This window comes from Ruegeria profundi (assembly GCF_020171505.1).
Taxonomy (GTDB): domain Bacteria; phylum Pseudomonadota; class Alphaproteobacteria; order Rhodobacterales; family Rhodobacteraceae; genus Ruegeria; species Ruegeria profundi.
In genome coordinates, this window is sequence record NZ_JAIUZS010000004.1 from 304,915 (window position 1) to 326,134 (window position 21,220).

The 21,220-nt window shown below is 57.6% G+C and carries 19 protein-coding genes; 13 read left to right on the forward strand and 6 right to left on the reverse strand.

Translation table 11 applies throughout. The features are described 5' to 3' along the window. Positions 1-83 precede the first annotated feature (83 nt). Positions 84-3,485 carry a bifunctional proline dehydrogenase/L-glutamate gamma-semialdehyde dehydrogenase PutA gene (putA, locus tag LCM21_RS11835; protein ID WP_224890788.1) on the forward strand — a complete coding sequence of 1,134 codons (3,402 nt, stop codon included), beginning with the start codon at positions 84-86 and terminating at the stop codon, positions 3,483-3,485. Between the two features lie 42 nt (positions 3,486-3,527). Continuing rightward, complete coding sequence (locus LCM21_RS11840) at positions 3,528-4,271, forward strand: rhomboid family intramembrane serine protease (protein WP_224890789.1); 744 nt, start codon at positions 3,528-3,530, stop codon at positions 4,269-4,271. Positions 4,272-4,274: 3 nt separating this feature from the next. On the opposite strand, the gene LCM21_RS11845 is transcribed toward LCM21_RS11840, so the two are convergent. Continuing rightward, on the reverse strand, positions 4,275-5,102 hold the full coding sequence (locus LCM21_RS11845) for an IclR family transcriptional regulator (protein ID WP_224890790.1): 828 nt from the start codon (positions 5,100-5,102) through the stop codon (positions 4,275-4,277). A gap of 188 nt (positions 5,103-5,290) precedes the next feature. Here LCM21_RS11845 and bhcA point away from each other — a divergent pair, with 188 nt between their 5' ends. From bhcA to bhcD, 4 genes are read left to right on the forward strand one after another with little or no spacing between them, the layout of a single operon-like run. Beyond that, entirely contained in the window at positions 5,291-6,481 is a 1,191-nt protein-coding gene (gene bhcA, locus LCM21_RS11850) for an L-aspartate--glyoxylate aminotransferase BhcA (RefSeq protein WP_224890791.1), read from the forward strand. Between the two features lie 11 nt (positions 6,482-6,492). Continuing rightward, positions 6,493-7,467, forward strand: coding sequence for a beta-hydroxyaspartate dehydratase BhcB (bhcB, locus tag LCM21_RS11855; protein WP_224890792.1), 975 nt, complete (start codon positions 6,493-6,495; stop codon positions 7,465-7,467). Positions 7,468-7,477: 10 nt separating this feature from the next. Next, on the forward strand, positions 7,478-8,641 hold the full coding sequence (gene bhcC, locus LCM21_RS11860) for a 3-hydroxy-D-aspartate aldolase BhcC (RefSeq protein WP_224890793.1): 1,164 nt from the start codon (positions 7,478-7,480) through the stop codon (positions 8,639-8,641). A gap of 14 nt (positions 8,642-8,655) precedes the next feature. Next, positions 8,656-9,645 (forward strand): iminosuccinate reductase BhcD, encoded by a 990-nt coding sequence (bhcD, locus tag LCM21_RS11865; protein WP_224890794.1) that lies wholly within the window; start codon positions 8,656-8,658, stop codon positions 9,643-9,645. A 66-nt stretch (positions 9,646-9,711) separates the two neighbouring features. On the opposite strand, the gene LCM21_RS11870 is transcribed toward bhcD, so the two are convergent. Both LCM21_RS11870 and LCM21_RS11875 read right to left on the reverse strand, forming a co-directional pair. Next, positions 9,712-10,497: an inositol monophosphatase family protein gene (locus LCM21_RS11870; protein WP_224890795.1), complete on the reverse strand. Its 786-nt coding sequence runs from the start codon at positions 10,495-10,497 to the stop codon at positions 9,712-9,714. Between the two features lie 96 nt (positions 10,498-10,593). Beyond that, on the reverse strand, positions 10,594-11,499 hold the full coding sequence (locus LCM21_RS11875) for a LysR family transcriptional regulator (RefSeq protein WP_068336058.1): 906 nt from the start codon (positions 11,497-11,499) through the stop codon (positions 10,594-10,596). A gap of 94 nt (positions 11,500-11,593) precedes the next feature. Between LCM21_RS11875 and metF the strand changes: the two genes are divergently transcribed. Beyond that, a complete protein-coding gene (gene metF / locus LCM21_RS11880; protein ID WP_224890796.1) occupies positions 11,594-12,460 on the forward strand; it encodes a methylenetetrahydrofolate reductase [NAD(P)H] in 867 nt (288 codons plus the stop codon). 216 nt (positions 12,461-12,676) lie between these two features. Continuing rightward, positions 12,677-13,330: a DnaJ domain-containing protein gene (locus LCM21_RS11885; protein ID WP_224890797.1), complete on the forward strand. Its 654-nt coding sequence runs from the start codon at positions 12,677-12,679 to the stop codon at positions 13,328-13,330. Between the two features lie 52 nt (positions 13,331-13,382). On the opposite strand, the gene LCM21_RS11890 is transcribed toward LCM21_RS11885, so the two are convergent. Next, positions 13,383-13,901 carry a YHS domain-containing (seleno)protein gene (locus LCM21_RS11890; protein ID WP_224890798.1) on the reverse strand — a complete coding sequence of 173 codons (519 nt, stop codon included), beginning with the start codon at positions 13,899-13,901 and terminating at the stop codon, positions 13,383-13,385. 231 nt (positions 13,902-14,132) lie between these two features. On the opposite strand from LCM21_RS11890, the gene yghU reads away from it, so the two are divergent. Continuing rightward, positions 14,133-15,011 carry a glutathione-dependent disulfide-bond oxidoreductase gene (gene yghU, locus LCM21_RS11895; RefSeq protein WP_224890799.1) on the forward strand — a complete coding sequence of 293 codons (879 nt, stop codon included), beginning with the start codon at positions 14,133-14,135 and terminating at the stop codon, positions 15,009-15,011. Positions 15,012-15,049: 38 nt separating this feature from the next. Here yghU and LCM21_RS11900 read toward each other — a convergent pair whose 3' ends face one another. Continuing rightward, entirely contained in the window at positions 15,050-15,838 is a 789-nt protein-coding gene (locus tag LCM21_RS11900; protein ID WP_224890800.1) for an SseB family protein, read from the reverse strand. Next, positions 15,831-16,418 carry a uracil-DNA glycosylase family protein gene (locus LCM21_RS11905; RefSeq protein ID WP_224890801.1) on the reverse strand — a complete coding sequence of 196 codons (588 nt, stop codon included), beginning with the start codon at positions 16,416-16,418 and terminating at the stop codon, positions 15,831-15,833. The genes LCM21_RS11900 and LCM21_RS11905 overlap by 8 nt, the downstream gene beginning before the upstream one ends. Before the next feature lie 233 nt (positions 16,419-16,651). Between LCM21_RS11905 and LCM21_RS11910 the strand changes: the two genes are divergently transcribed. Genes LCM21_RS11910 through LCM21_RS11925 form a run of 4 tightly spaced genes read left to right on the forward strand, consistent with a single transcriptional unit; the run spans position 16,652 to position 21,212 of the window. After that, positions 16,652-17,311, forward strand: coding sequence for an ABC transporter ATP-binding protein (locus tag LCM21_RS11910; protein WP_068336081.1), 660 nt, complete (start codon positions 16,652-16,654; stop codon positions 17,309-17,311). Further along, positions 17,289-18,863, forward strand: coding sequence for a KpsE/RkpR family capsule polysaccharide export protein (locus LCM21_RS11915; RefSeq protein WP_224890802.1), 1,575 nt, complete (start codon positions 17,289-17,291; stop codon positions 18,861-18,863). The genes LCM21_RS11910 and LCM21_RS11915 overlap by 23 nt, the downstream gene beginning before the upstream one ends. 5 nt (positions 18,864-18,868) lie before the next feature. Then, a complete protein-coding gene (gene kdsA, locus LCM21_RS11920; RefSeq protein WP_224890803.1) occupies positions 18,869-19,702 on the forward strand; it encodes a 3-deoxy-8-phosphooctulonate synthase in 834 nt (277 codons plus the stop codon). A 13-nt stretch (positions 19,703-19,715) separates the two neighbouring features. Beyond that, positions 19,716-21,212: a phosphomannomutase/phosphoglucomutase gene (locus LCM21_RS11925; RefSeq protein WP_224890804.1), complete on the forward strand. Its 1,497-nt coding sequence runs from the start codon at positions 19,716-19,718 to the stop codon at positions 21,210-21,212. The last annotated feature ends 8 nt before the right edge of the window (positions 21,213-21,220 follow it).

Below are 21,220 nucleotides of genomic sequence, written 5' to 3' on the forward strand. Positions count from 1 at the left end.
AGGTCAATCGCCTGTCAGAATCGAGATTTAAACCGACTGTCCTGAAAAATCGACTGTATACTCTACAAAAGCCCGGAGGATACATGACACACAGCCTGCGCACGCATATCGACGGTCAGACCTATGCCGATCAGTCCGTTATTCTCGACCATTTGATCAAGCAGGCCGACCTGTCCAAGGCCGACCGCGCCGCTATTTGCGCAACTGCAGCGCAGTTGGTGCGCGACATCCGCTCAAGCACCTCGCCCGGAATGATGGAGGTATTCCTTGCGGAATACGGCCTGTCCACCGACGAGGGCGTTGCGCTGATGTGCCTGGCCGAGGCGCTGTTGCGCGTACCTGACGCCGACACGATCGACGCGTTGATCGAGGATAAGATCGCGCCGTCGGACTGGGGCAAGCATCTGGGCCGGTCCTCGTCTTCGTTGGTCAATGCATCGACTTGGGCGCTGATGCTGACGGGCAAGGTGCTGGATGAGGGGAAAACCTCTCCGGTCAGCGCGCTGCGGGGGGCGATAAAACGGCTGGGAGAGCCGGTTATTCGCACCGCTGTGGGCCGCGCGATGAAGGAAATGGGGCGGCAATTCGTTCTCGGCGAATCCATCCAGTCCGCGATGGACCGCGCCCGCGGGATGGAGGCTAAGGGATACACCTATTCCTACGACATGCTGGGCGAAGCAGCACGCACCGAGGCCGACGCGGCCCGCTATCACCTGTCTTACTCGCGCGCGATTGCGGCGATTGCAGACGCCTGCACCCATGACGACATCCGCGCAAATCCGGGGATATCAGTGAAATTGTCAGCCCTGCATCCGCGATATGAATTGGCGCAGGAAAAACGGGTGATGGATGAGCTGGTCCCTCGACTGCGGGCGCTGTGCCTTCTTGCTAAGGCTGCCGGTATGGGATTGAACGTAGACGCCGAAGAAGCAGACCGTCTTTCACTGTCCCTACAGGTGATCGAGGCGGTGATGGCCGAACCTGCGCTGGCCGGGTGGCACGGTTTCGGGATCGTTGTTCAGGCCTATGGCCCGCGCGCCGGAGTCGTGCTTGATACACTGTACGAAATGGCCGCGCGGCATGATCGTCAACTGATGGTACGGTTAGTCAAGGGCGCGTATTGGGATACAGAGATCAAGCGCGCCCAAGTCGAAGGCGTCGATGGCTTCCCGGTGTTCACACAGAAGGCGGTCACCGATGTCTCGTATATCGCCAATGCGCGCAAGCTGTTGGGCATGACCGACCGGATTTACCCCCAGTTCGCGACCCATAATGCCCACACAGTCAGTGCCATCTTGCATATGGCCGACGGGCAGCCGTTCGAATTTCAGCGCCTGCACGGGATGGGCGAGACCTTGCACCGTATCGTGAAGGATCAAAGCAAGACCCGCTGCCGTATCTACGCACCGGTAGGGGCGCATCGAGACCTTCTGGCCTATCTGGTGCGGCGTCTTTTGGAGAACGGCGCGAACTCGTCTTTCGTGAACCAAATTGTGGACGAGAATGTGCCACCGGAAACCGTGGCTGCAGATCCGTTCGACGCAATCCACAAGCCGAAACCGCACCTGCCAACTGGCCCCGAATTGTTTCAGCCCGAGCGGCCAAATTCCATGGGGTTCGACCTGCATCACACACCCACGCTTGACAAGATCGACGCCGCCCGTGATGCGTTTCGCGCGCATCAGTGGCAAGCACAGCCAATTTTGTCCGAAATGGCGCATCCAGAAGCTGGCCAGCCTATTCTGAACCCGGCGCAACCCTTGGATCGACCCGGCGCAGTCGCCCCGGCCAGCTCGCGCGATGTTGAACTGGCTCTTGCCTCCGCCTGCCCCTGGCAATCCCCCGCGGCCGAGCGTGCACGGATCTTGAACAAGGCTGCCGACCTCTATGAAACCCATTTCGGAGAGTTATTCGCGCTTCTAGCCCGTGAGGCGGGTAAGTCCGTTCCCGATGCAGTTGCTGAACTGCGCGAGGCGGTGGACTTCCTACGCTATTACGCGGCAAATATCCCCGATGCTGATCCGGCAGGTACTTTTACCTGCATCAGCCCATGGAACTTCCCACTGGCGATTTTCACCGGCCAAATCTCGGCTGCTTTGGCGACCGGCAACGCGGTTTTGGCCAAGCCTGCCCCGCAGACGCCGCTGATCGCGCATCGGGCTGTGCAACTGATGCACGAGGCCGGAGTACCGCGCGACGCGCTGCAATTGCTTCCCGGTGGTCCGTCGGTCGGGGCCGCGCTGACATCTGATCCGCGCGTGTCGGGGGTGGCGTTTACCGGATCGACGGCCACCGCCCTGAAAATCCGAGCGGCGATGGCCGAACATATGCGGCCGGGCACGCCCTTGATCGCAGAAACAGGCGGGTTGAACGCAATGATCGTGGATAGCACCGCCCTGCCCGAGCAAGCTGTGCAAGCCATCATCGAAAGCGCGTTTCAGTCGGCGGGGCAGCGATGCTCGGCCTTGCGGTGCCTATACGTACAGGAAGATATCGCCAAAGACCTGCTGGCCATGCTGACCGGCGCGATGGAGGCGCTGACGGTCGGTGACCCTTGGCATTTGTCAACCGATTGCGGCCCGGTGATTGACGAGGATGCCCGTCAGGGCATTGCAGATCACATTGCGCAGGCACGGGCGAAGGGGCAGGTCCTCAAAGAATTGAATACGCCGCCCGAGGGGACTTTCATCGCGCCAACCTTGATTGAAATCCCCGGCATTGCCGCGTTGGAGCGTGAAGTCTTTGGCCCCGTCCTGCATGTTGCACGGTTCAAGGCATCTGAAATTGATCAGGTCATCGCAGATATCAACGCCACCGGCTATGGACTGACCTTCGGCTTGCACACGCGCATTGACGACCGTGTACAGCACATCACCGAGGCCGTTCATGCGGGCAACATCTACGTCAATCGCAACCAGATTGGTGCAATTGTCGGATCGCAGCCCTTCGGTGGTGAGGGTCTGTCAGGCACCGGCCCCAAGGCGGGCGGGCCAAATTACATGACACGGTTCTGCAAGCCAGATCGTCAAAGCAGTACCGCAGATTGGGAAAGCACGATGAGCACGCTACCCACCCCTGAGGGACGAGCCATTGCGGTACGCACCCAATCCTTGCCCGGCCCAACGGGCGAGTCCAACCGGCTGAGCGAATTCCCTCGCACTCCCCTTCTGTGTATGGGGCCGGGTGCGGATGCTGCACAGGCGCAGGCCAAAGCGGTCGAAGCTTTAGGCGGCGCCGCCATCCGGGCAACTGGCATGATCGACCTGCACAGGTTGGAAAACGTCACCGGAGTCTCGGGCGTTCTGTGGTGGGGGGACGAAGATACCGCGCGTGAAATCGAACGCCATCTGGCCCGTCGCACAGGGCCAATCCTGCCGCTGATCCCCGGTCAGCCCGACCGCGCGCGCGTTATCGGAGAGCGTCACGTTTGTGTCGACACCACCGCTGCGGGTGGAAACGCGGCCCTGCTTGGCGGTGCGGCGTAACAGGACCTTGACGCTGGGCCGGGAAAAGCCCAGCGTCGCCCCATGTTTCCGATCCGTGACCATAATCCTTCGGGGCGCACGCCCTATGTCGTCTACCTGCTGATGGCCGCCAATATCCTGATTTTCTTCAGCTATGTCGGGATCATGGAGAACGCACGACTGATCAATCAGCTGTATTTCGACTATGCTATCATTCCAGCCCGGATCACGGACGGCTTCGCTTTCGAAACTCTTGTGACCTCGATGTTCCTACATGGTGGATGGATGCATCTGGCGGGTAACATGCTGTTTCTGTGGATTTTCGGCGACAACCTTGAAGATGAGATGGGGCACCTGCCCTTTTTGCTGTTCTACTTGGCCGCCGGTATTGGCGCGGGTCTGATCCACATTGCCTCCGCGCCGGGTTCCGTCGTTCCGACCATTGGCGCATCCGGTGCGATCGCAGGGGTGATGGGAGGGTATCTGCTGCTTTTCCCCAAGGCCCGCGTGGACGTCTTGCTGATCCTGATCGTGTATTTTCGGATTTTCACGATCCCGGCGTTTATCATGTTGGGCCTTTGGCTTGGCATCCAGTTCATTGGTAGCCTGGCCAGCAACCCTGATGAGGGCGGGGTCGCCTATTGGGCGCATACGGGTGGTTTCTTAGTGGGTCTGCTGCTGTGCATCCCCCTTTGGCTGAAACGCGGCGGACCGGGGTTTTGGAGCCGTACCCACGGCCATCCCCCCCACCCCGAACACAAGTACACGCTGACACAATCCCGCATACCCAAAATCCCGCGCAAATAGGTCCTAACCCTTCGACCTTTCCGGCAATCGGCCACCACTTAGCTCTGTGATCTCCTGCGCTGCACGGCTGACCAAGGCACCCAGCCCCGCTGCGCGGTCTTGGCTGAACCGGACAGAAGGACCCGATACTGAAACACCCGCACATGGTTCGCCGCGGTCATTGAAGATTGCGGCACCGATACAGGACATCCCCTCGTACCGTTCCTGATGGTCATGCGACCAACCCCGCGCGCGCGTTTCCGCCAGATCCGCTCGCAACCCCTCGCCGGGTAATAGCGTGAATGACGTAAAACGCTCGGCGTCCGCCGACATCACCTTGCTTGACGCTGACTCGCTCATCGCGGAAAGGATCGCCTTGCCAGCGCCAGAAGCATACATCGGTGTCCGTGCGCCAGGCGGAAAAAACGCACGGATCGGGTTGGGTGTTTCGACCTGCCCGACGAAGACGACCTCGGCACCATCCGGCACGGCGAGGTTTGCCGTTTCACCGCTCTCCTCCATCAATCGCCGCAGAATAGGACGCCCAACTTCAATCACGCTGTTTCTGCGCAGGAACGAGGCACCAGAGCGATAAGCCTCAACCCCGATCATCCATTCCTGCCGGTCATCATCAAAGGCGGCAAAACTATGCTTTTGCAATGTCGCCAGAATGCGGTGCGTGGTGGCCGTTGGAACATCTACCTCTCGGGCCAGATCGCTTAGCACGGCCCGCTCCATCCGGGCCAAGGTTGTCAGAACGTTCAGCGCCCGATCCAGTGACTGCATGGTCCCGGCCGAGCTTTCCTTGAATAGCGATTTTGGTCTGCCACGCGGTCTTTTCCGGTTTTCCATCTTTGGCTTTTCCTTTTTTGCACCGCAGGAAAATTCATACCGTTAATCTTCACCGCGAAAGTGAAAAACAAAAAGTTTCTTATTATCATATCGCTAGCATTTAAGATCCAAAAATGAAAATATTTTTCAAGAAAATTGCAAAAAGGAACCAAGTTCGTCACACTCAGGCCAAAGCAAAGGATATAGTGATGTCCAATCAGAACCCGGTTTTTATTCCCGGCCCCACAAATATTCCGGATCGGCTGCGCTTGGCGATGCAGGTCCAGACGCAAGACCACCGCGCGCCCGATTTTGTGAACACTCTTGCACCTGTTCTTGAGGGTACCAAAAAGGTATTTGGAACGACCTCTGGCCAGATCATAACCTTTCCAGCCAGTGGAACCGGAGGATGGGAGGCTGCAGTGACCAATACGCTCAGCCCCGGTGACATGGTTCTGGTGGCGCGTTACGGAATGTTCAGCCATCGCTGGATTGACTTGTGCCAACGGCATGGGCTCGATGTGCGGATTATCGAGTGCGCCTGGGGCAGCGGAGCCCCTGCGGATCAGTTCGCCAAGGCCTTGGCTGCGGACACAGCTCATCAGATCAGGGCGGTTCTGGTGACACACAACGAGACGGCAACCGGTGTGCGTTCGGATATTTCGGCGGTGCGCAAGGCGATGGATGCCAGCGACCATCCGGCGATGCTGTTTGTGGATTGCGTCAGTTCGCTTGCCTCGATGCCGTTTGCATTCGATGACTGGGGCGTTGATATCGCGGTGTCGGGTTCGCAGAAAGGTTTCATGCTGGCAACCGGCATGGCGATCCTATGCGTCAGTCCCAAGGCGCTGGCGGCCATTGAGACCGCCAAGCTACCGCGTACTTTCTTTGACTTCAAAGACATGATGAACGCAAACGCATCCGGCGGGTTCCCCTATACCCCACCACTGCAACTAATTTTTGGAATGCGCGAAAGCCTGAATATGCTGTTCGAGGAAGGCTTGGACAACGTTTATGCACGTCATACCCGGCTGGCCGAAGGTGTGCGCAAAGCCACTGCCGCATGGGGGCTGGACCTGGTGGCGCAGTCGCCCGAGCTTTACTCGGATACGGTCAGCGCGATTTATGTGCCCGAGGGCTTCGACAGCAATGCCCTGACCGATCATGCCTTTAACGCCTATGGCGTCAGTTTTGGCGTCGGCTTGGGTGAGATGAACGGCAAGGCCTTCCGCATCGGTCACTTGGGCAGTCTGACGGATGTCATGGTTCTAAGTGGTCTGGCCACTATCGAGATGGCGATGGCTGATCTGAACTACCCGATCGACCTCGGCAGCGGTGTTGCGGCGGCGCAGGAGTATTTCCGCTCGGGCCGCACGACACCCGTGAAAACCGCGGCATGAGGAGAAGCCCGATGTTGGACGCACTGACCACAGCCGATAGCCTGACCATTGCCGATATGCGTGCGGCGCACGACCGTATCCGGCCCCATATCAACTGTACACCCGTGCTACGCTCGGACTATCTGGACGATCTGACCGGTGCACGGCTGTTTTTCAAATGCGAAAACTTTCAGGAGGCAGGTGCCTTCAAGGTGCGCGGTGCTTGCAACGCGGTCTTTGGCCTCGATGAGGCGGCCGCCAAACGCGGTGTGGCCACTCATTCCTCGGGCAATCATGCGCTGAGCCTGTCTTATGCCGCCAACCGGCGTGGTATTCCCTGCAACGTGGTCATGCCACGCACGGCGCCACAGGCCAAAAAGGACGCTGTGCGCCGCTATGGTGGGATTATCACCGAATGCGAGCCCTCGACTACCTCGCGCGAGGCGGTGTTTGCCGAGGTACAGGCGCGCACGGGGGGCGAGTTCGTACACCCTTACAACGACCCACGCGTGATCGCAGGTCAAGCGACCTGTTCGGCCGAGTTGCTGGAACAAACCGACGGTCTGGACGCGGTGGTTGCGCCTATTGGCGGCGGCGGCATGATCTCGGGCACTTGCCTGACGCTTTCAAACCTTGCGCCGGAGGTTCAGATTTATGCCGCAGAACCGGAACAGGCTGACGACGCCTATCGCAGCTTCAAGGCGGGTCATATCATCGCCGATGATGCGCCAAACACTATCGCGGACGGCCTAAAGGTGCCGCTAAAGGAAAACACGTGGCACTTCGTGTCGAACTTCGTCAGCGACATCCACACCGCCAGCGAAGACGAGATTGTCGCAGCGATGAAAACCACATGGAAACACCTGCGCATCGTGATGGAGCCCAGCAGCGCCGTGCCTCTGGCAACGATCCTGAAGCACCCCGAGGTGTTCAAAGGCAAGCGTGTCGGTGTGATCATCACCGGCGGCAACGTGGATCTGGACAAATTGCCCTGGACCCGGGGTTGAGGAGGAAAACATGAACAAGCCCGTAAACATCGAACAGCTTGAGGTCGGCTTTGACATACCCGCCGCCATCGGCATGGACGTCTCCGAGATCCAGACACCCGCATTGGTTCTGGATTTGGACGCACTGGAACGCAACATCAAGAAAATGGGCGACTATGCCAAGGCCCACGGCATGCGCCACCGGGTGCACGGCAAGATGCACAAATCCGTCGATGTGGCGCGGCTTCAGGTCGAACTTGGCGGCGCGTGCGGTATCTGCTGTCAGAAAGTGTCAGAGGCCGAAGTTTTTGCCCGTGGTGGTATCAAGGACATTCTGGTCTCGAACCAGGTGCGCGATGCAGTCAAAATTGACCGACTTGCGCAAATGCCCAAGCTGGGGGCCCGAACGATTTGCTGTGTCGACGATATAGACAATGTGACAGACCTGTCCGAAGCAGCACAGCGCCACGGCGCCCAGATCGAATGTCTTGTGGAAATCGACTGCGGCGCGGGTCGCTGCGGTGTGACCACCACGCCCGACGTCATCGCCATCGCCAAGGCCATCGACGCGGCCCCGGGCCTGAAATTCGCAGGTATCCAAGCCTATCAGGGTGCGATGCAGCACTTGGACGTGTACGAAGACCGCAAGGCCAAGATCGACATCGCCGTAGCGCAAGTGAGGGACGCTGTAGACGGGTTGAAGGCCGAAGGGTTGGATTGCGATATCGTCGGCGGTGGTGGCACCGGGTCTTACTACTTCGAAAGCACCTCGGGCGTTTACAACGAGCTTCAGTGCGGCTCGTACGCGTTTATGGATGCCGATTACGGCCGCATTCTGGACAAGGACGGCAACCGGATCGACCGGGGTGAGTGGGAAAACGCCTTCTTTATACTCACCAGCGTCATGAGCCATGCCAAAGCGGACAAAGCCATCGTGGATGCCGGTCTCAAGGCGCAGTCGGTGGACAGTGGGCTTCCGGTGGTCTTTGGGCGAACGGATGTTGAATACGTCAAATGCTCGGACGAACACGGCGTAGTCGCCGACCCCCACGGCGTTCTGAAGATCAATGAAAAGCTGCATCTGGTGCCCGGCCACTGTGACCCGACCGCAAATGTCCATGACTGGTACGTGGGTGTGCGTGACGGCAAGGTCGAAGCCCTCTGGCCTGTTTCTGCACGCGGCAAAGTCTTCTAGGCGAGGGGAAGATAATGAAAGATATGTCAGGTAATGATCTGCTGATTGTCAGCGAAGACCTGTGTCAGCAGTTGGTTGGCCGCAAAGAGGCGTTCGACGCGGTACAAGACGTGTTCGCCGCGATGGCGCGCGGTGACGCGTACAACTTCCCTGTTATCCGCGAGGCGATCGGCTATGCCGATGCGCTCTACGGTTTCAAATCCGGGTTTGACCGCGCGGGTCAGGTGCTGGGCGTCAAATCCGGTGGATACTGGCCGGGAAACACCGAGAAAGGGTTGACCAACCACCAGTCCACCGTCTTTCTGTTCGACCCCGACACTGGGCGGCTGTCAGCGCTGGTTGGCGGCAACTACCTGACTGCTGTCCGCACAGCGGCGTCTGCAGCCGTGTCCATCGCCCATCTGGCCCGCAGAGACTCCAAAGTGCTGGGAATGGTCGGCGCGGGCCATCAATCCACGTTCCAGCTTCGGGCCGCCGCCGAGCATCGTGACTTTGAAAAGGTTGTCGCCTGGAACCCCCACCCCGAAATGCTGCCGCGTCTGGAAGGCGTCGCGCATGAGGTCGGACTGGAGTTTCAGGCCGTCACCCAAGAAGAGCTTGGCGCGCAGGCAGATGTCATCATTACGATCACCTCGGCTTTTGAACCCTTGTTGATGAAGGACTGGATCAAACCCGGTACCCATCTGGCATGTATGGGCACCGATACGAAGGGCAAGCAAGAGGTCGATGCTATGCTGGTGGCCCATGCCACCGTATTCACCGATGAGGTAGCGCAATCGATTACCATCGGAGAGACGCAGCACGCCGTCGCCGACGGTCAGCTGTCCAAAGACCAGATTACCCCGATCGGAGCCGTTATCAACGGCGACCACCCGGGGCGTGGGTCAGACGAAGAGATCACCCTCTTCGACGGCACCGGAGTCGGACTGCAAGACCTCGCCGTCGCATCAGTTGCCGCAAAACTCGCGGACAAAGCCGGGTTAGCAGGCCGGGCAACTCTGTAAAGCGAATCCCGAAACAAAAAAGCGCGCCTCAATCGGGCGCGCTTACTTTACCGGAACAAGCGATGGTCAGCCGCGGATTACTTTGGCGAATTGGTCAAAGATCGGCTCGTTCGAACAGATCACCTCACCATCATCAATCACGCTTCCTTCCGGATTTAAGGCCTGAACAAGGCCACCGGCTTCCTTCACGATGATGATCCCGGCGGCCAAATCCCATGCGTTCAGGCGACGCTCCCAAAAGCCTTCATAGCGGCCCGCAGCCACGTAGGCCATGTCCAGCGCCGCAGCGCCCCAGCGGCGTACACCGGCACAAACCGGCATCAAGCGGGCAAGGTCCTGCAGAGTTGCAGGCAGGTCCGAGCGGCCACCAAAAGGCAGACCGGTCGAGAAAATGCACTCGATCATGCGGTGACGGCCCGAGACGCGAATGCGGGTGTCATTCATCCACGCGCCCTCGCCTTTTTCGGCAAAGAACATCTCATCCTTAGCGGCGTCATAGATCACGCCAGCCACGATCTTGCCCTTGTGCTCCAAAGCGATAGAGATCGCCCAATGCGGCAGGCCGTGCAGGAAGTTCGTCGTGCCATCCAACGGATCAACGATCCAGCGGCGGGTTGGGTCCTCGCCATCGATGGCGCCGCCCTCTTCGGCGAGCCAGCCATAGGTTGGACGCGCACCAAGCAATTCCTCTTTTAGGATCGCCTCGGCGGCGATATCGGCCTTTGAAACAAAGTCGCCTGCGCCTTTCATCGACACCTGAAGGTTCTCGACTTCACGAAAATCCTTGACCAAAGAACGCCCCGCCTTGCGCGCGGCTTTGATCATGATGTTGAGGTTTGCACTGCCAACCATTGTCCAAAGGCTCCTGTCCGGTCAAACCGCGCGTATACTGGGGCAATGCGACCTTGCCAAGAGGAATGATGCGCATAGCTGACCGGCGTTTGGCACCTACTGCGCTTGTAGCTTGCGCGCCTCGCTACCGGCCAATTCGATCAGTTCTTGCACGTAAGGTTTTTCAAGGTCTTCAGTACGCACCGCTGCGTACAGCCTGCGGGTGATTCCGTTCTTGGTCAGCGGTCGCGTGACATAGTCGGAATTGTACTTGACCTCACGCACTACCCAATCAGGCAGCACCGAAACACCACGGTTTGACGCGACCAGCAACAGGATCACCGCAGTCAGTTCGACTTGACGGATCGCTGCAGGCTCAACCCGAGCGGGGATCAGCAACTGGCTGAACACATCTAGACGTGTACGCTCAACCGGATAGGTGATCAGAGTCTGGCCGCGGAAATCATCGGCATCAATGTACTTTTTCTGCGCCAGCTTATGTGACGAGGCGGCAACAAAAACCGCTTCGTAATCAAACAGTTCAATAAATTCGACGCCCGGCAGGCTTTCGGGGTCGGATGAGATTACAAGGTCAACCTCTTCTTTTTGCAATGCAGGCAGCGCATCAAACGCAAGGCCGGGACGGATATCAACGTCCACATCCCCCCAGGATTTCCGGAAAGCCTCTAGCACGGGGAACAACCACTCAAAACAGGCATGACATTCGATAGCGATGTGCATGCGACCGGTACGACCATCCCGAAGGGACGAAAATTCCTGTTGCGTCGCCTCGACTTGCGGCAAAATCTGCTCGGCCAAACGCAACAGCCGCAACCCTGCCGCTGACAGCTTCATTGGCTTGGACCGGCGCAGGAACAGCTCGACCCCGGCCTGATCCTCCAGCCCCTTGATCTGATGGCTTAATGCGGACTGAGTGATGTTCAACTGATCCGCCGCACGGGCCAGGCCACCGCATTCATGGATGGCCTTGATCGTACGCAGGTGCCGGAATTCAATGTGCATTGCAGTAAGACTCATGTTGTTCTTGAGTAATATGAGTTTGTCTCACAATGCTCAAACTGGCACAAGGGGTACAGATTGGACCTGTGAGGCAGACATGACGAAACCAGAGATTTCATTCGAGTTTTTCCCGCCGCAAACGCTCGAGGCCTCATTCCGCCTGTGGGATACCGTTCAGACCTTGGCTCCGCTTGAGCCGCGCTTTGTGTCCGTTACTTATGGCGCTGGTGGTACGACCCGCGAACTGACCCGCGATGCTGTGTCCACCTTGCACAAATCTTCCGGCCTGCCGGTGGCCGCGCACCTGACCTGTGTTGATGCCTCGCGCCAGGAAACGCTGGAGATCGCAGATACTTTTGCGGCCGCCGGCGTGCAGGATATCGTTGCGTTGCGTGGTGATCCGCCGAAAGGTCAGGATCGGTTCGTGCCACATCCCGACGGGTTTGCGCATTCGGTCGAACTGATCGAAGCTCTGGCCAACACCGGGAAATTCAACATTCGCGTCGGTGCTTATCCCGACCGGCACCCCGAGGCGCAGGATTTCACCGCTGATATCGACTGGCTCAAAGCCAAGTTTGATGCGGGTGCCGACGAAGCCCTGACCCAGTTCTTTTTCGAGGCAGAGACTTTTTTCCGCTTTCGCGACGCGTGCGAAAAGGCCGGAATTGACAAACCCATCGTGCCCGGCATCCTGCCCATCGAAAACTGGAAAGGGGCCCGCAACTTTGCCCGCCGCTGCGGGGCGCATATTCCGGCCTGGATTGAGAGTGCTTTTGAAAAGGCGCTTCGAGATGATCGCGAAGACCTGCTGGCCACTGCCTTGTGCACCGAACTATGCTCGGATTTGATCGAGGGCGGCGTGGACAAGCTGCACTTCTACACCCTGAATCGACCAGAACTTACGCGTGACGTCTGCTTTGCCCTGGGCATTACGCCTAGGGCCGCCTTGCAGAACGTCGCCTGAGGCAATCCCCTGTTGGTCACTTTGCCCGGAACCCATTGAGGTTCTGGGCTTTTTGCGACGTCTCAGATCATTCTCTCGCACCATGAATATGTAAACAATCCCCTAAAACAAACAGTTACTGTCCCCGTGGCGAGGATAAAAATTCGCTAAAGTTTGACAAATTCAAAGGCCTCCGCACACTGAGGGTGTTGTATTTGTTTAACGAGTTATTTGGGTATGGAGCCTGTTGAAAAAATTAATGCCCGCGCTGACGCGCTTGGGGCACTTGGACTGGACCAGACCGCCGGATCCGATGATATCCGGGACGCCTGGCGACACATAGCCTTTCACGCACATCCCGATCACAAGAATGGCGACTGCACGCATTTTGCCCGCGCCAAGGAAGCCTATGATTTCTTGCGCCGCGAAGGCCTGACAACCAAAGGCCCGACCACCGGCAAACCGCGTCGCCCAAAGCTGCGCAAGCGTGTGATTGAGCTGGAGAGCGCAGATATCGACGCCTGCCGCGTGTTGTTGAACACAGCTTTGGCGCACAGTTCAGATCAATCTGACGTGGCGTCGCCCAAGCAAAACGAAACGGACTCGGACCATGTTCCGGAAGCCGTGGGATTTTATGGCCGCCATTTGACATATTTCGTTCCCACGCCCGTCTGTGAAGGATCGAACCGGGTGGCGTTGCCGACCTCTTTCCTGGCCTCAGCACGGCGCACGGAAACCGAAGTACTGAGCTTTCAGGCCAAAGATGCGGGCCCGGGCGAGGTCGTAGTGCCGGAAGCGATTATCACGTCCAAATTTCCGGGCGCAAAAAGCGTCCGCATAAAATTCGACGCGGATCAACGGATGCGGGACGATTTCTGGTTGCCGAACTGAATCGAAAAACCCGGCCAAGAGACGGCCGGGTTTATCCTTCGCAAAGCCCCAATTAGTTCGAAACTGGGCCTTCGGACGTAAATTTTGGGATAACCCTGGTCGATGCTGCATCACCTTCGAGTCCCGGCCAATTGCCTTCGGCAATGTTGATATTTCCGGGGACATCTTCTTCCCAGAAACCAACAACAACATCTGTGATATTTAGATAAAGTTTATCGTCAACGATCCGCCACAGGTTCGGATTTGCCGGAACCTTGCCTCCTTTTGATACGCCATATGCGCAGTGGCCATCATACTGGGGAGCGTAGTAAGCTGGATTTTCAAGGAATTTATCCCGGTTTTCCTCGGTCGCGAACGCCCATGTCGCACCATTGTATTCCGCAGTGATATCGGCATGGCCGCGCACGGCCTCGGGCTGAGACTGACCGACAGGTGCCTGATCAAGGCTGCGATAGGCCACAACATCATAGCCCGAAACGGCAAAGCCGGTGCCGTCCACATATTGATCACCGGCAAATGCCGGAACGGCAAGGGTCAGAGCAGTCGCTAGGGTCAGGGCGAAGCGTTTCATGCAGTTAATCCTTTTATCCACTAGAGTTGGCATCTGTTGAAAGGATACGCCTTTTTATTCTTTTGGGCAGTCCCGCTCGCGCCGGTGTGACCGCTAAAGAGGAAACGTTAGGCCTGCGCACCCAAATGTTACAAAACTAACCGAGCGTCCGGGGTTGGACTCGGGGCGTTGCAATATTAGCTGTTTGGTTTGACTGACCTGTAAACCGAACTTTGCTGAGAAAGAGACCATATGACCGACCAATCCCAGTATGAACCCCCCAAAGTCTGGACATGGGACAGTGAAAGCGGCGGGCAATTTGCCAATATCAACCGTCCCATTGCTGGTGCCACCCACGATAAGGACCTGCCGGTCGGAAAACACCCACTGCAGCTCTACTCTCTGGCGACCCCCAATGGCGTCAAAGTGACCGTGATGCTTGAGGAGTTGCTGGCACTGGGGCACGAAGGCGCAGAATATGATGCCTGGCTGGTCAAAATCGGTGACGGTGATCAGTTCAGCTCGGGTTTTGTCGGGGCCAACCCGAACTCGAAAATTCCTGCACTATGGGACCGTTCAGGCGACACGCCTGTCCGTGTGTTTGAAAGCGCATCGATTCTCTTCCATCTGGCTGAGAAATTTGGCGCCTTCCTTCCAGAATCCGGACCTGAGCGCACAGAAGTCATGAATTGGATATTCTGGCAAATGGGCAGCGCGCCTTATCTTGGTGGCGGGTTTGGTCATTTCTACGCCTATGCCCCAGAGAAAATGGAATATCCGATCAACCGCTTCACGATGGAAACCAAGCGGCAGTTGGATGTGTTGGACCGGCAGTTGGCCGAAAACACTTACGTCGCAGGCGAGGACTATACGATTGCCGACATGGCAATCTGGTCCTGGTATGGCCAATTGGTTTTGGGTCGCCTCTACAGCGCGGCCGAATTCCTGGACGTTGGATCCTACAAAAACGTGATGCGTTGGGCCAAAGCGATCGACGAACGGCCCGCCGTAAAACGGGGCCGGATGGTCAACCGCACGTTTGGCGAACCTGAAACCCAACTGCACGAGCGTCACGACGCCAGCGATTTCGAAACCCGTACCCAGGATAAGCTGGAACCCGCCGCAGAATAGCGTGAACGCCCCGCGGTCCAGTGGGTCGCGGGGTTTTCTTACTTCAGCACAGGTGGTTTTTCCGGATCACGACCCGGAGCAACCTGTTCCACAACGCGCCGCTCAGGCTTTGGCAGGTCGAACCGCAGACCAACCCGCGCCAGTGCCGCTGCCGCCGGATCATCCGGTTTAAAGAACCCGACATCCATCGCACCCGCTTCGATCCCTGAAAATGTCAGGGCTTCCGAGGCGGCTTTGGCCAAAGCGGGCTCGGCCCCTTCGACCGCACCGACGAATCCAAGCAAATGCCCCGATCCCCCGTCTTCCGCCTTGGTTCCCACCAGAAACGCGGACTCGGCCAGACCAACGGCTGTGGCCAGCTTTGCATCCAGCGCCTTTAGCAGGTCTTCCGGCAGGCCAACGGGTGGAAGGAACTGGGCCAGACGCTGTTGAACCTCTTCCGGTGCATGTTCCAATGTAGACGCGAGCCACCCCAACGCCTCGGCCGGGATCAGCATCGACGACGGCGCGACCTCAAGGTTCAGGCCCAGACCGATCCCCTGCCCCGACAGCATCGACGACAAGACCCGCCCCGACAGGGCCACATACGGCACGGGTCGTTCGGCGAAACGGCCCAGCCTGTCCTCACGGTCGAAGGCCAGAACAAAGCGGCCATCAGCGACATCGAACAACTCGGGCGAGATGCTTTCGCCCTGCGCCTCTTCGGTCAGCATCAAAAACAGCTCGCTATCCGCAAGGCGCTCAAAAAAGCGCAAGCGCGCTGCATCGTCTTGCGGGTTGGCCTCCATGGCGGCATGCGCTGAATCAAGCGCCGTTGTATCAGTCATTCAAAACCTCTTGGACCCGCGCACGCAAAACCGGCAGAAGTTCTGCTTCGAACCACGGGTTTTTCTTCAGCCATGCCGTATTGCGCCAGGATGGATGAGGCAAGGGAAAGACACGCGGCGCATAGTCCCGCCAGCGCTGCACCGTATTCGTGACCGACCCTTGAACACCCATATGAAACTTTTGCGCGTGGCCACCAACCATCACGGTCAGTGGCACCTCTCCAAGCGTATGCATAACCCTTTCATGCCACGTCTTGCCACAGATGCGCGGCGGGGGCAGGTCAGCTTTTCGCTCATTATACCCCGGAAAGCAAAAGGCCATCGGAACAATCGACACGCGCGTGCGGTCATAAAAAATGGTTTCGTCAATCCCCAACCACTCACGCAGGCGGTCGCCCGAAGGATCGGTGAACGGACGCCCCGAGGCATGAACGCGCGCGCCCGGCGCTTGGCCGGCAATCAGCAAGCGCGCGCCAGAGCTGAACCAGACCACCGGTCGCGGCTCGTGCGCTGTATGCGTGGCGCGGAACTTTTCTGCACATATTTGGCAGGCCTCTATCTCTTCCTGTAACGAATTCATCAGATCGAAAGACTTCCTGCATCACATGGTTTGACGGTTGAAAGGAAAGATAGTCAACAGACAGCCAGGGTCCAACAGGTTCAAATGTCACAAAAACGAAAAGGCGGCTTTGCTGGACATTGATCATTTGTTTCAAAATTCGACATACTGTAGCCAAGACAGACCCATAAGGTGGCCGCGCTTGCCTCAGCCTGAGCGGTAAACCAAACAAACGTCAGGGCAGCAGGCCGAGAATGCTTGAGTTTGAGAATGTCAGTAAGTCCTTCTGGACCGGGACCCGCCGCAAGGTGATTCTGGACAGGGTTTCGTTCCGGATTGAGCTGGGGCGCTCAATTGGCATTCTCGCGCCAAATGGAACCGGGAAAACGACGCTGATCAACATGATGGCCGGACTTGAAAAACCGGATGAGGGCGTGATCAGAAAGAACTGCAGGGTTTCTTTTCCGATGGGGTTTTCGGGCGGTGTCGCAAAAAAACTCTCGGCCCTGGAAAACGCGCGCTATATCGCCAAGATCTACGGGATGGACCCCGATTATGTCGAAGCCTATTGCAACTGGCTGTGCAATCTGGGTGAGTATTTTACTCAACCGCTCGGCACATATTCAACCGGTATGCGGGCGCGCTTTACCTTTGCGCTGATGCTGGCGCTGGACTTCGACATGTATCTGATTGACGAAGGCATGCCGGCGTCGACCGATGTCGAATTCAACCAAAAAGCCGGTGACATTCTGAAAGAGCGGCTGCGGACGACAACATTGGTGATCGTGTCCCACAACCCCAAAGTTCTTGAAAAATTTGCGCAGGAAGCAGCCGTTCTTCTGAATGGCCATCTTTACATGTTCGACACCTTGGAAGAGGCGAAGCAGCTATATGACTACCAAACCCAAGGCTAAAAAATACCGCTGGCGCCGCAGCCGACAGGACCCGGCCTCGGCTGATGCCCGCGCTGACGCGATTTCGCGTATCAGAGCGGCGACGCAACCGGCCGAGGCGGCGAATGATTCAGCACCGGCGACGGATATCGAGACGATCAAAAGCGAAGGTTTGACTGGCCGGCAGTTGCGCGTAGCAAGGCGCCTTGCGCAGAAAAATGGGCTTCAGGCAACGTCGGACTACGACGCGGTGCGGCTTTTGCGTCTGAAGGGCATAAATCCTTTCGAACGGGCCAACCTTCTGGATCTGGCTGCCAGTAAGAAAAACCCCGAAGAACAGGCAAGGGACAAGATCAAGATTCAGCTGCCGCAGACGGTCACGGAACAACCGCAGATCCTACCTGGCCCCAACCTAAGCCCCGCGGAACGGCGCAATCTTGAGATTGGACAGATACAGAAGGACATCGCGCGCCGCCGCAGACGAAAGCTGTTTGCCCTGTTTGCGCGGTTGACCGCCTTTGTCCTGCTACCGACGTTGATTGTGGGCACCTATTTCTACAGATACGCAACACCTATGTACGCCAGCAAATCTGCCTTTTCGATCTTGCAGGCAGATGGTGGTGGGGCTGCTTTTGGCGGGTTTCTTGCGGGGACGCAATTCGCCACAGCGCAGGACTCGGTCGCAACACAGGAATTTCTTGAATCCAAAGATGCACTCGTACGACTAGAGCAGGACACAAACTTCTCGGAGATCTTCAAGCAGGAGTGGATAGATCCGATCCAACGCCTGCCACAGGACGCATCGCTAGAAGAAACCCACAAGCTGTTCAGACGGATGATAACCATCGGGTACGACCCAAGCGACGGGATCATCCGAATGGAAGTCGCGGCACCAAGTCCTGAAGTGTCGGTCAAGTTGTCCGAGCGCCTGCTGTCCTACGCAGAGGAGACCATAAACGGGTTGAGCGAGTTGAAACGCGAAGACCAGATGCGCGATGCAATCGCCACGTTCGAAAGCGCACAGCAAGAACGCAGAAAAGCGCAGGAAGCCCTGATTGAACTGCAACTACAGGGTGCCGTTCTGGACCCTGAAAACGTGATTGCAGGCCTTCGCATGCGGATCAACGCGATCGAAGTTGAGCTGCAGGAAAAGGAACTGCAATTGGCCGCGCTGATGGACAATTTGCGCCCGAACCAGGCCAAAGTGGATGGCGTTCGCGCCGACATTCAGCGCCTTGAGGCAGTTCTGGCCGAACTGAACGCTGAAATGGTTGACGTCTCGGCTGGCGAGAATTCATTGGCACGGCTGAGCGTTCGAATTCAGATGGCGCAGGCCGACCTCGCGGCGCGGGACTTGATGATGCAAACCGCAATGGAGCAGGTGGAAAACACCCGCACCGAGGCAAACCGCAAAGTTCGCTATCTGACAGTGTCCGTGAACCCGGTTGCCAGTGAAGAACCCACCTACCCACGCAAGTTCGAAAATACGATTTTGGCTTTCCTGTTATTTGCTGGTATCTACCTGATGATCTCGCTTACCGCGTCGGTCCTTCGTGAACAGGTATCCTCGTAAGACACATGAAACATGTAAAAATCTCCGACCTCACGGTCGGCAATGATCTGCCTCTGACGATCATTGCCGGCCCTTGCCAGCTTGAAACCGCCGATCACGCCCAAATGATCGCCGGTAAAATGAAAGAGGCCTGCGATGCCGCCGGTGCGCAGTATGTCTTCAAGGCCTCGTACGACAAAGCCAACCGGACGTCTTTGACCGGCAAACGAGGCATGGGGATAGACGCCGGGTTGAAGGTTCTGGACGACATCCGCAAAGGGATGGGCATTCCGGTCCTGACTGACGTTCATACCGAAGCTCAGTGCGCACAAGCTGCTGAGTCGGTAGATATTCTGCAAATCCCGGCATTTCTGTGCCGCCAAACGGATATGCTGTTGGCAGCGGGAAACACGGGCAAAGCCGTGAACGTCAAAAAAGGCCAATTCCTCGCCCCGTGGGAAATGCCGAATATTGTTGAGAAAATCGAAAGTACGGGCAACCAGAATATCCTGTTAACGGAACGCGGCACGTCGTTTGGATATAACACACTTGTCGCCGACATGCGGTCGCTGCCGCAGATGGCGCAAACCGGCTATCCGGTTGTGATGGATGCAACCCACTCGGTTCAACAACCCGGCGGCAAAGGTGGGTCATCAGGCGGCCAGCGTGAATTTGCTCCGGTCATGGCCCGCGCCGCAGTGTCGTTGGGTGTCGGTGCCGTGTTTATTGAAACGCACCAAGACCCAGATAACGCACCATCCGACGGACCCAACATGATCCCCTTGGACCAGATGCCACAGTTGGTTGAAACGTTGATGCGTTTTGATGCGCTGGCCAAGGCCAACCCGATTCAGATTTAAGCAGAGCGATAGCATGACCAAACCCATCCCAGAGGTGACCCCAAACACCTGGAGCTTTCTACGCGACCCGATGATCAAGCCCACCGGCTTCCGCGAGTATGACGCCCGCTGGAAATACCCTGACGAGATTAACTTGCCAGGTATGACAGCGCTGGGGCTGGGATTGGGCACGCAGATGTACAAACGCGGGATCGAGCCTGTTATCGCGGTTGGCAACGACTATCGCGACTATTCGCTGGCGATTAAGAATGCGCTGATCCTGGGCCTGATGCAGGCGGGGATTCAGGTCAAGGATATTGGCCCTGCCCTCAGCCCCATGGCCTATTTCGCGCAGTTCCATCTGGATGTTCCAGCGGTCGCCATGGTCACCGCCAGCCACAATCCAAATGGCTGGACCGGTGTGAAAATGGGCTTTGAACGCCCACTGACCCATGGCCCCGATGAAATGTCAGAGCTGCGCGATATCGTGCTGAACGGCGAAGGCGTGCCTCGGGGAGGCGGGTCATACGAATTCGTGGATGGCGTGAAAGAGGCATATCTAGACGATCTGGTAGGCGATTTCAGAATGTCCCGGCCGCTAAAGGTTGTCTGCGCGACCGGCAACGGAACCGCTTCGGCCTTTGCACCCGAACTTTTCGAAAGGATGGGGGTCGAGGTTGTGCCCAGCCATAGCCGCCTCGACTACAGCTTCCCCAACTACAACCCCAACCCCGAAGCGATGGAGATGCTGCACGACATGGCCGACACCCTGAAATCCAGTGGTGCCGATCTGGCGCTGGGTTTTGATGGTGATGGTGACCGTTGCGGCGTTGTGGATGACGAGGGTGAGGAGATCTTCGCCGACAAGGTCGGTGTGATCATGGCGCGCGATCTGGCCAAGATTTACCCCAACTCGACATTCGTAGCGGACGTGAAATCGACCGGATTGTTTGCCAGTGACCCGGAACTGAAAGCGCTTGGAGCAAAAGCCGACTACTGGAAAACCGGGCACAGCCATATGAAACGCCGGGTCAAGGAAATCAACGCTTTGGCAGGGTTCGAAAAATCGGGCCACTACTTCCTGGCCGAACCGATCGGCCGCGGCTATGACTGCGGCATGCGGGTGGCGGTTGAAATCTGCAAGCTGATGGACCGCAATCCTGACCAAAGCATGTCGGACCTGCGCAAGGCGTTGCCAAAGACATGGTCGACACCCACCATGTCGCCCTATGCCGCCGATACCGAGAAATACGACATCCTCAAACGGTTGGTCGATAAGCTGGTTGCCAAGGCCGATGCTGGCGAAAAACTGGCAGGCCGTGCGATCAAAGAGGTTGTCACCGTCAACGGCGCGCGGGTCATTCTGGACAATGGCAGTTGGGGTCTGGTGCGCGCGTCCTCGAACACCCCGAACCTTGTTGTGGTTTGCGAAAGCAGCGAGAGCGAGGATGAAATGCGCGCGATCTTCACGGATATTGACGCGGTTATCCGGACCGAACCCGGCGTTGGGGATTACGATCAGACGATCTGAGGGTTCGG

Excerpts from the sequence above, each read along its gene's own strand:
- putA (WP_224890788.1), top strand. The coding sequence starts at position 84 with ATGACACACAGCCTGCGCACGCATATCGACGGTCAGACCTATGCCGAT.
- LCM21_RS11840 (WP_224890789.1), top strand. The coding sequence starts at position 3,528 with ATGTTTCCGATCCGTGACCATAATCCTTCGGGGCGCACGCCCTATGTC.
- LCM21_RS11845 (WP_224890790.1), bottom strand. The coding sequence starts at position 5,102 with ATGGAAAACCGGAAAAGACCGCGTGGCAGACCAAAATCGCTATTCAAG.
- bhcA (WP_224890791.1), top strand. The coding sequence starts at position 5,291 with ATGTCCAATCAGAACCCGGTTTTTATTCCCGGCCCCACAAATATTCCG.
- bhcB (WP_224890792.1), top strand. The coding sequence starts at position 6,493 with ATGTTGGACGCACTGACCACAGCCGATAGCCTGACCATTGCCGATATG.
- bhcC (WP_224890793.1), top strand. The coding sequence starts at position 7,478 with ATGAACAAGCCCGTAAACATCGAACAGCTTGAGGTCGGCTTTGACATA.
- bhcD (WP_224890794.1), top strand. The coding sequence starts at position 8,656 with ATGAAAGATATGTCAGGTAATGATCTGCTGATTGTCAGCGAAGACCTG.
- LCM21_RS11870 (WP_224890795.1), bottom strand. The coding sequence starts at position 10,497 with ATGGTTGGCAGTGCAAACCTCAACATCATGATCAAAGCCGCGCGCAAG.
- LCM21_RS11875 (WP_068336058.1), bottom strand. The coding sequence starts at position 11,499 with ATGCACATTGAATTCCGGCACCTGCGTACGATCAAGGCCATCCATGAA.
- metF (WP_224890796.1), top strand. The coding sequence starts at position 11,594 with ATGACGAAACCAGAGATTTCATTCGAGTTTTTCCCGCCGCAAACGCTC.
- LCM21_RS11885 (WP_224890797.1), top strand. The coding sequence starts at position 12,677 with ATGGAGCCTGTTGAAAAAATTAATGCCCGCGCTGACGCGCTTGGGGCA.
- LCM21_RS11890 (WP_224890798.1), bottom strand. The coding sequence starts at position 13,901 with ATGAAACGCTTCGCCCTGACCCTAGCGACTGCTCTGACCCTTGCCGTT.
- yghU (WP_224890799.1), top strand. The coding sequence starts at position 14,133 with ATGACCGACCAATCCCAGTATGAACCCCCCAAAGTCTGGACATGGGAC.
- LCM21_RS11900 (WP_224890800.1), bottom strand. The coding sequence starts at position 15,838 with ATGACTGATACAACGGCGCTTGATTCAGCGCATGCCGCCATGGAGGCC.
- LCM21_RS11905 (WP_224890801.1), bottom strand. The coding sequence starts at position 16,418 with ATGAATTCGTTACAGGAAGAGATAGAGGCCTGCCAAATATGTGCAGAA.
- LCM21_RS11910 (WP_068336081.1), top strand. The coding sequence starts at position 16,652 with ATGCTTGAGTTTGAGAATGTCAGTAAGTCCTTCTGGACCGGGACCCGC.
- LCM21_RS11915 (WP_224890802.1), top strand. The coding sequence starts at position 17,289 with ATGACTACCAAACCCAAGGCTAAAAAATACCGCTGGCGCCGCAGCCGA.
- kdsA (WP_224890803.1), top strand. The coding sequence starts at position 18,869 with ATGAAACATGTAAAAATCTCCGACCTCACGGTCGGCAATGATCTGCCT.
- LCM21_RS11925 (WP_224890804.1), top strand. The coding sequence starts at position 19,716 with ATGACCAAACCCATCCCAGAGGTGACCCCAAACACCTGGAGCTTTCTA.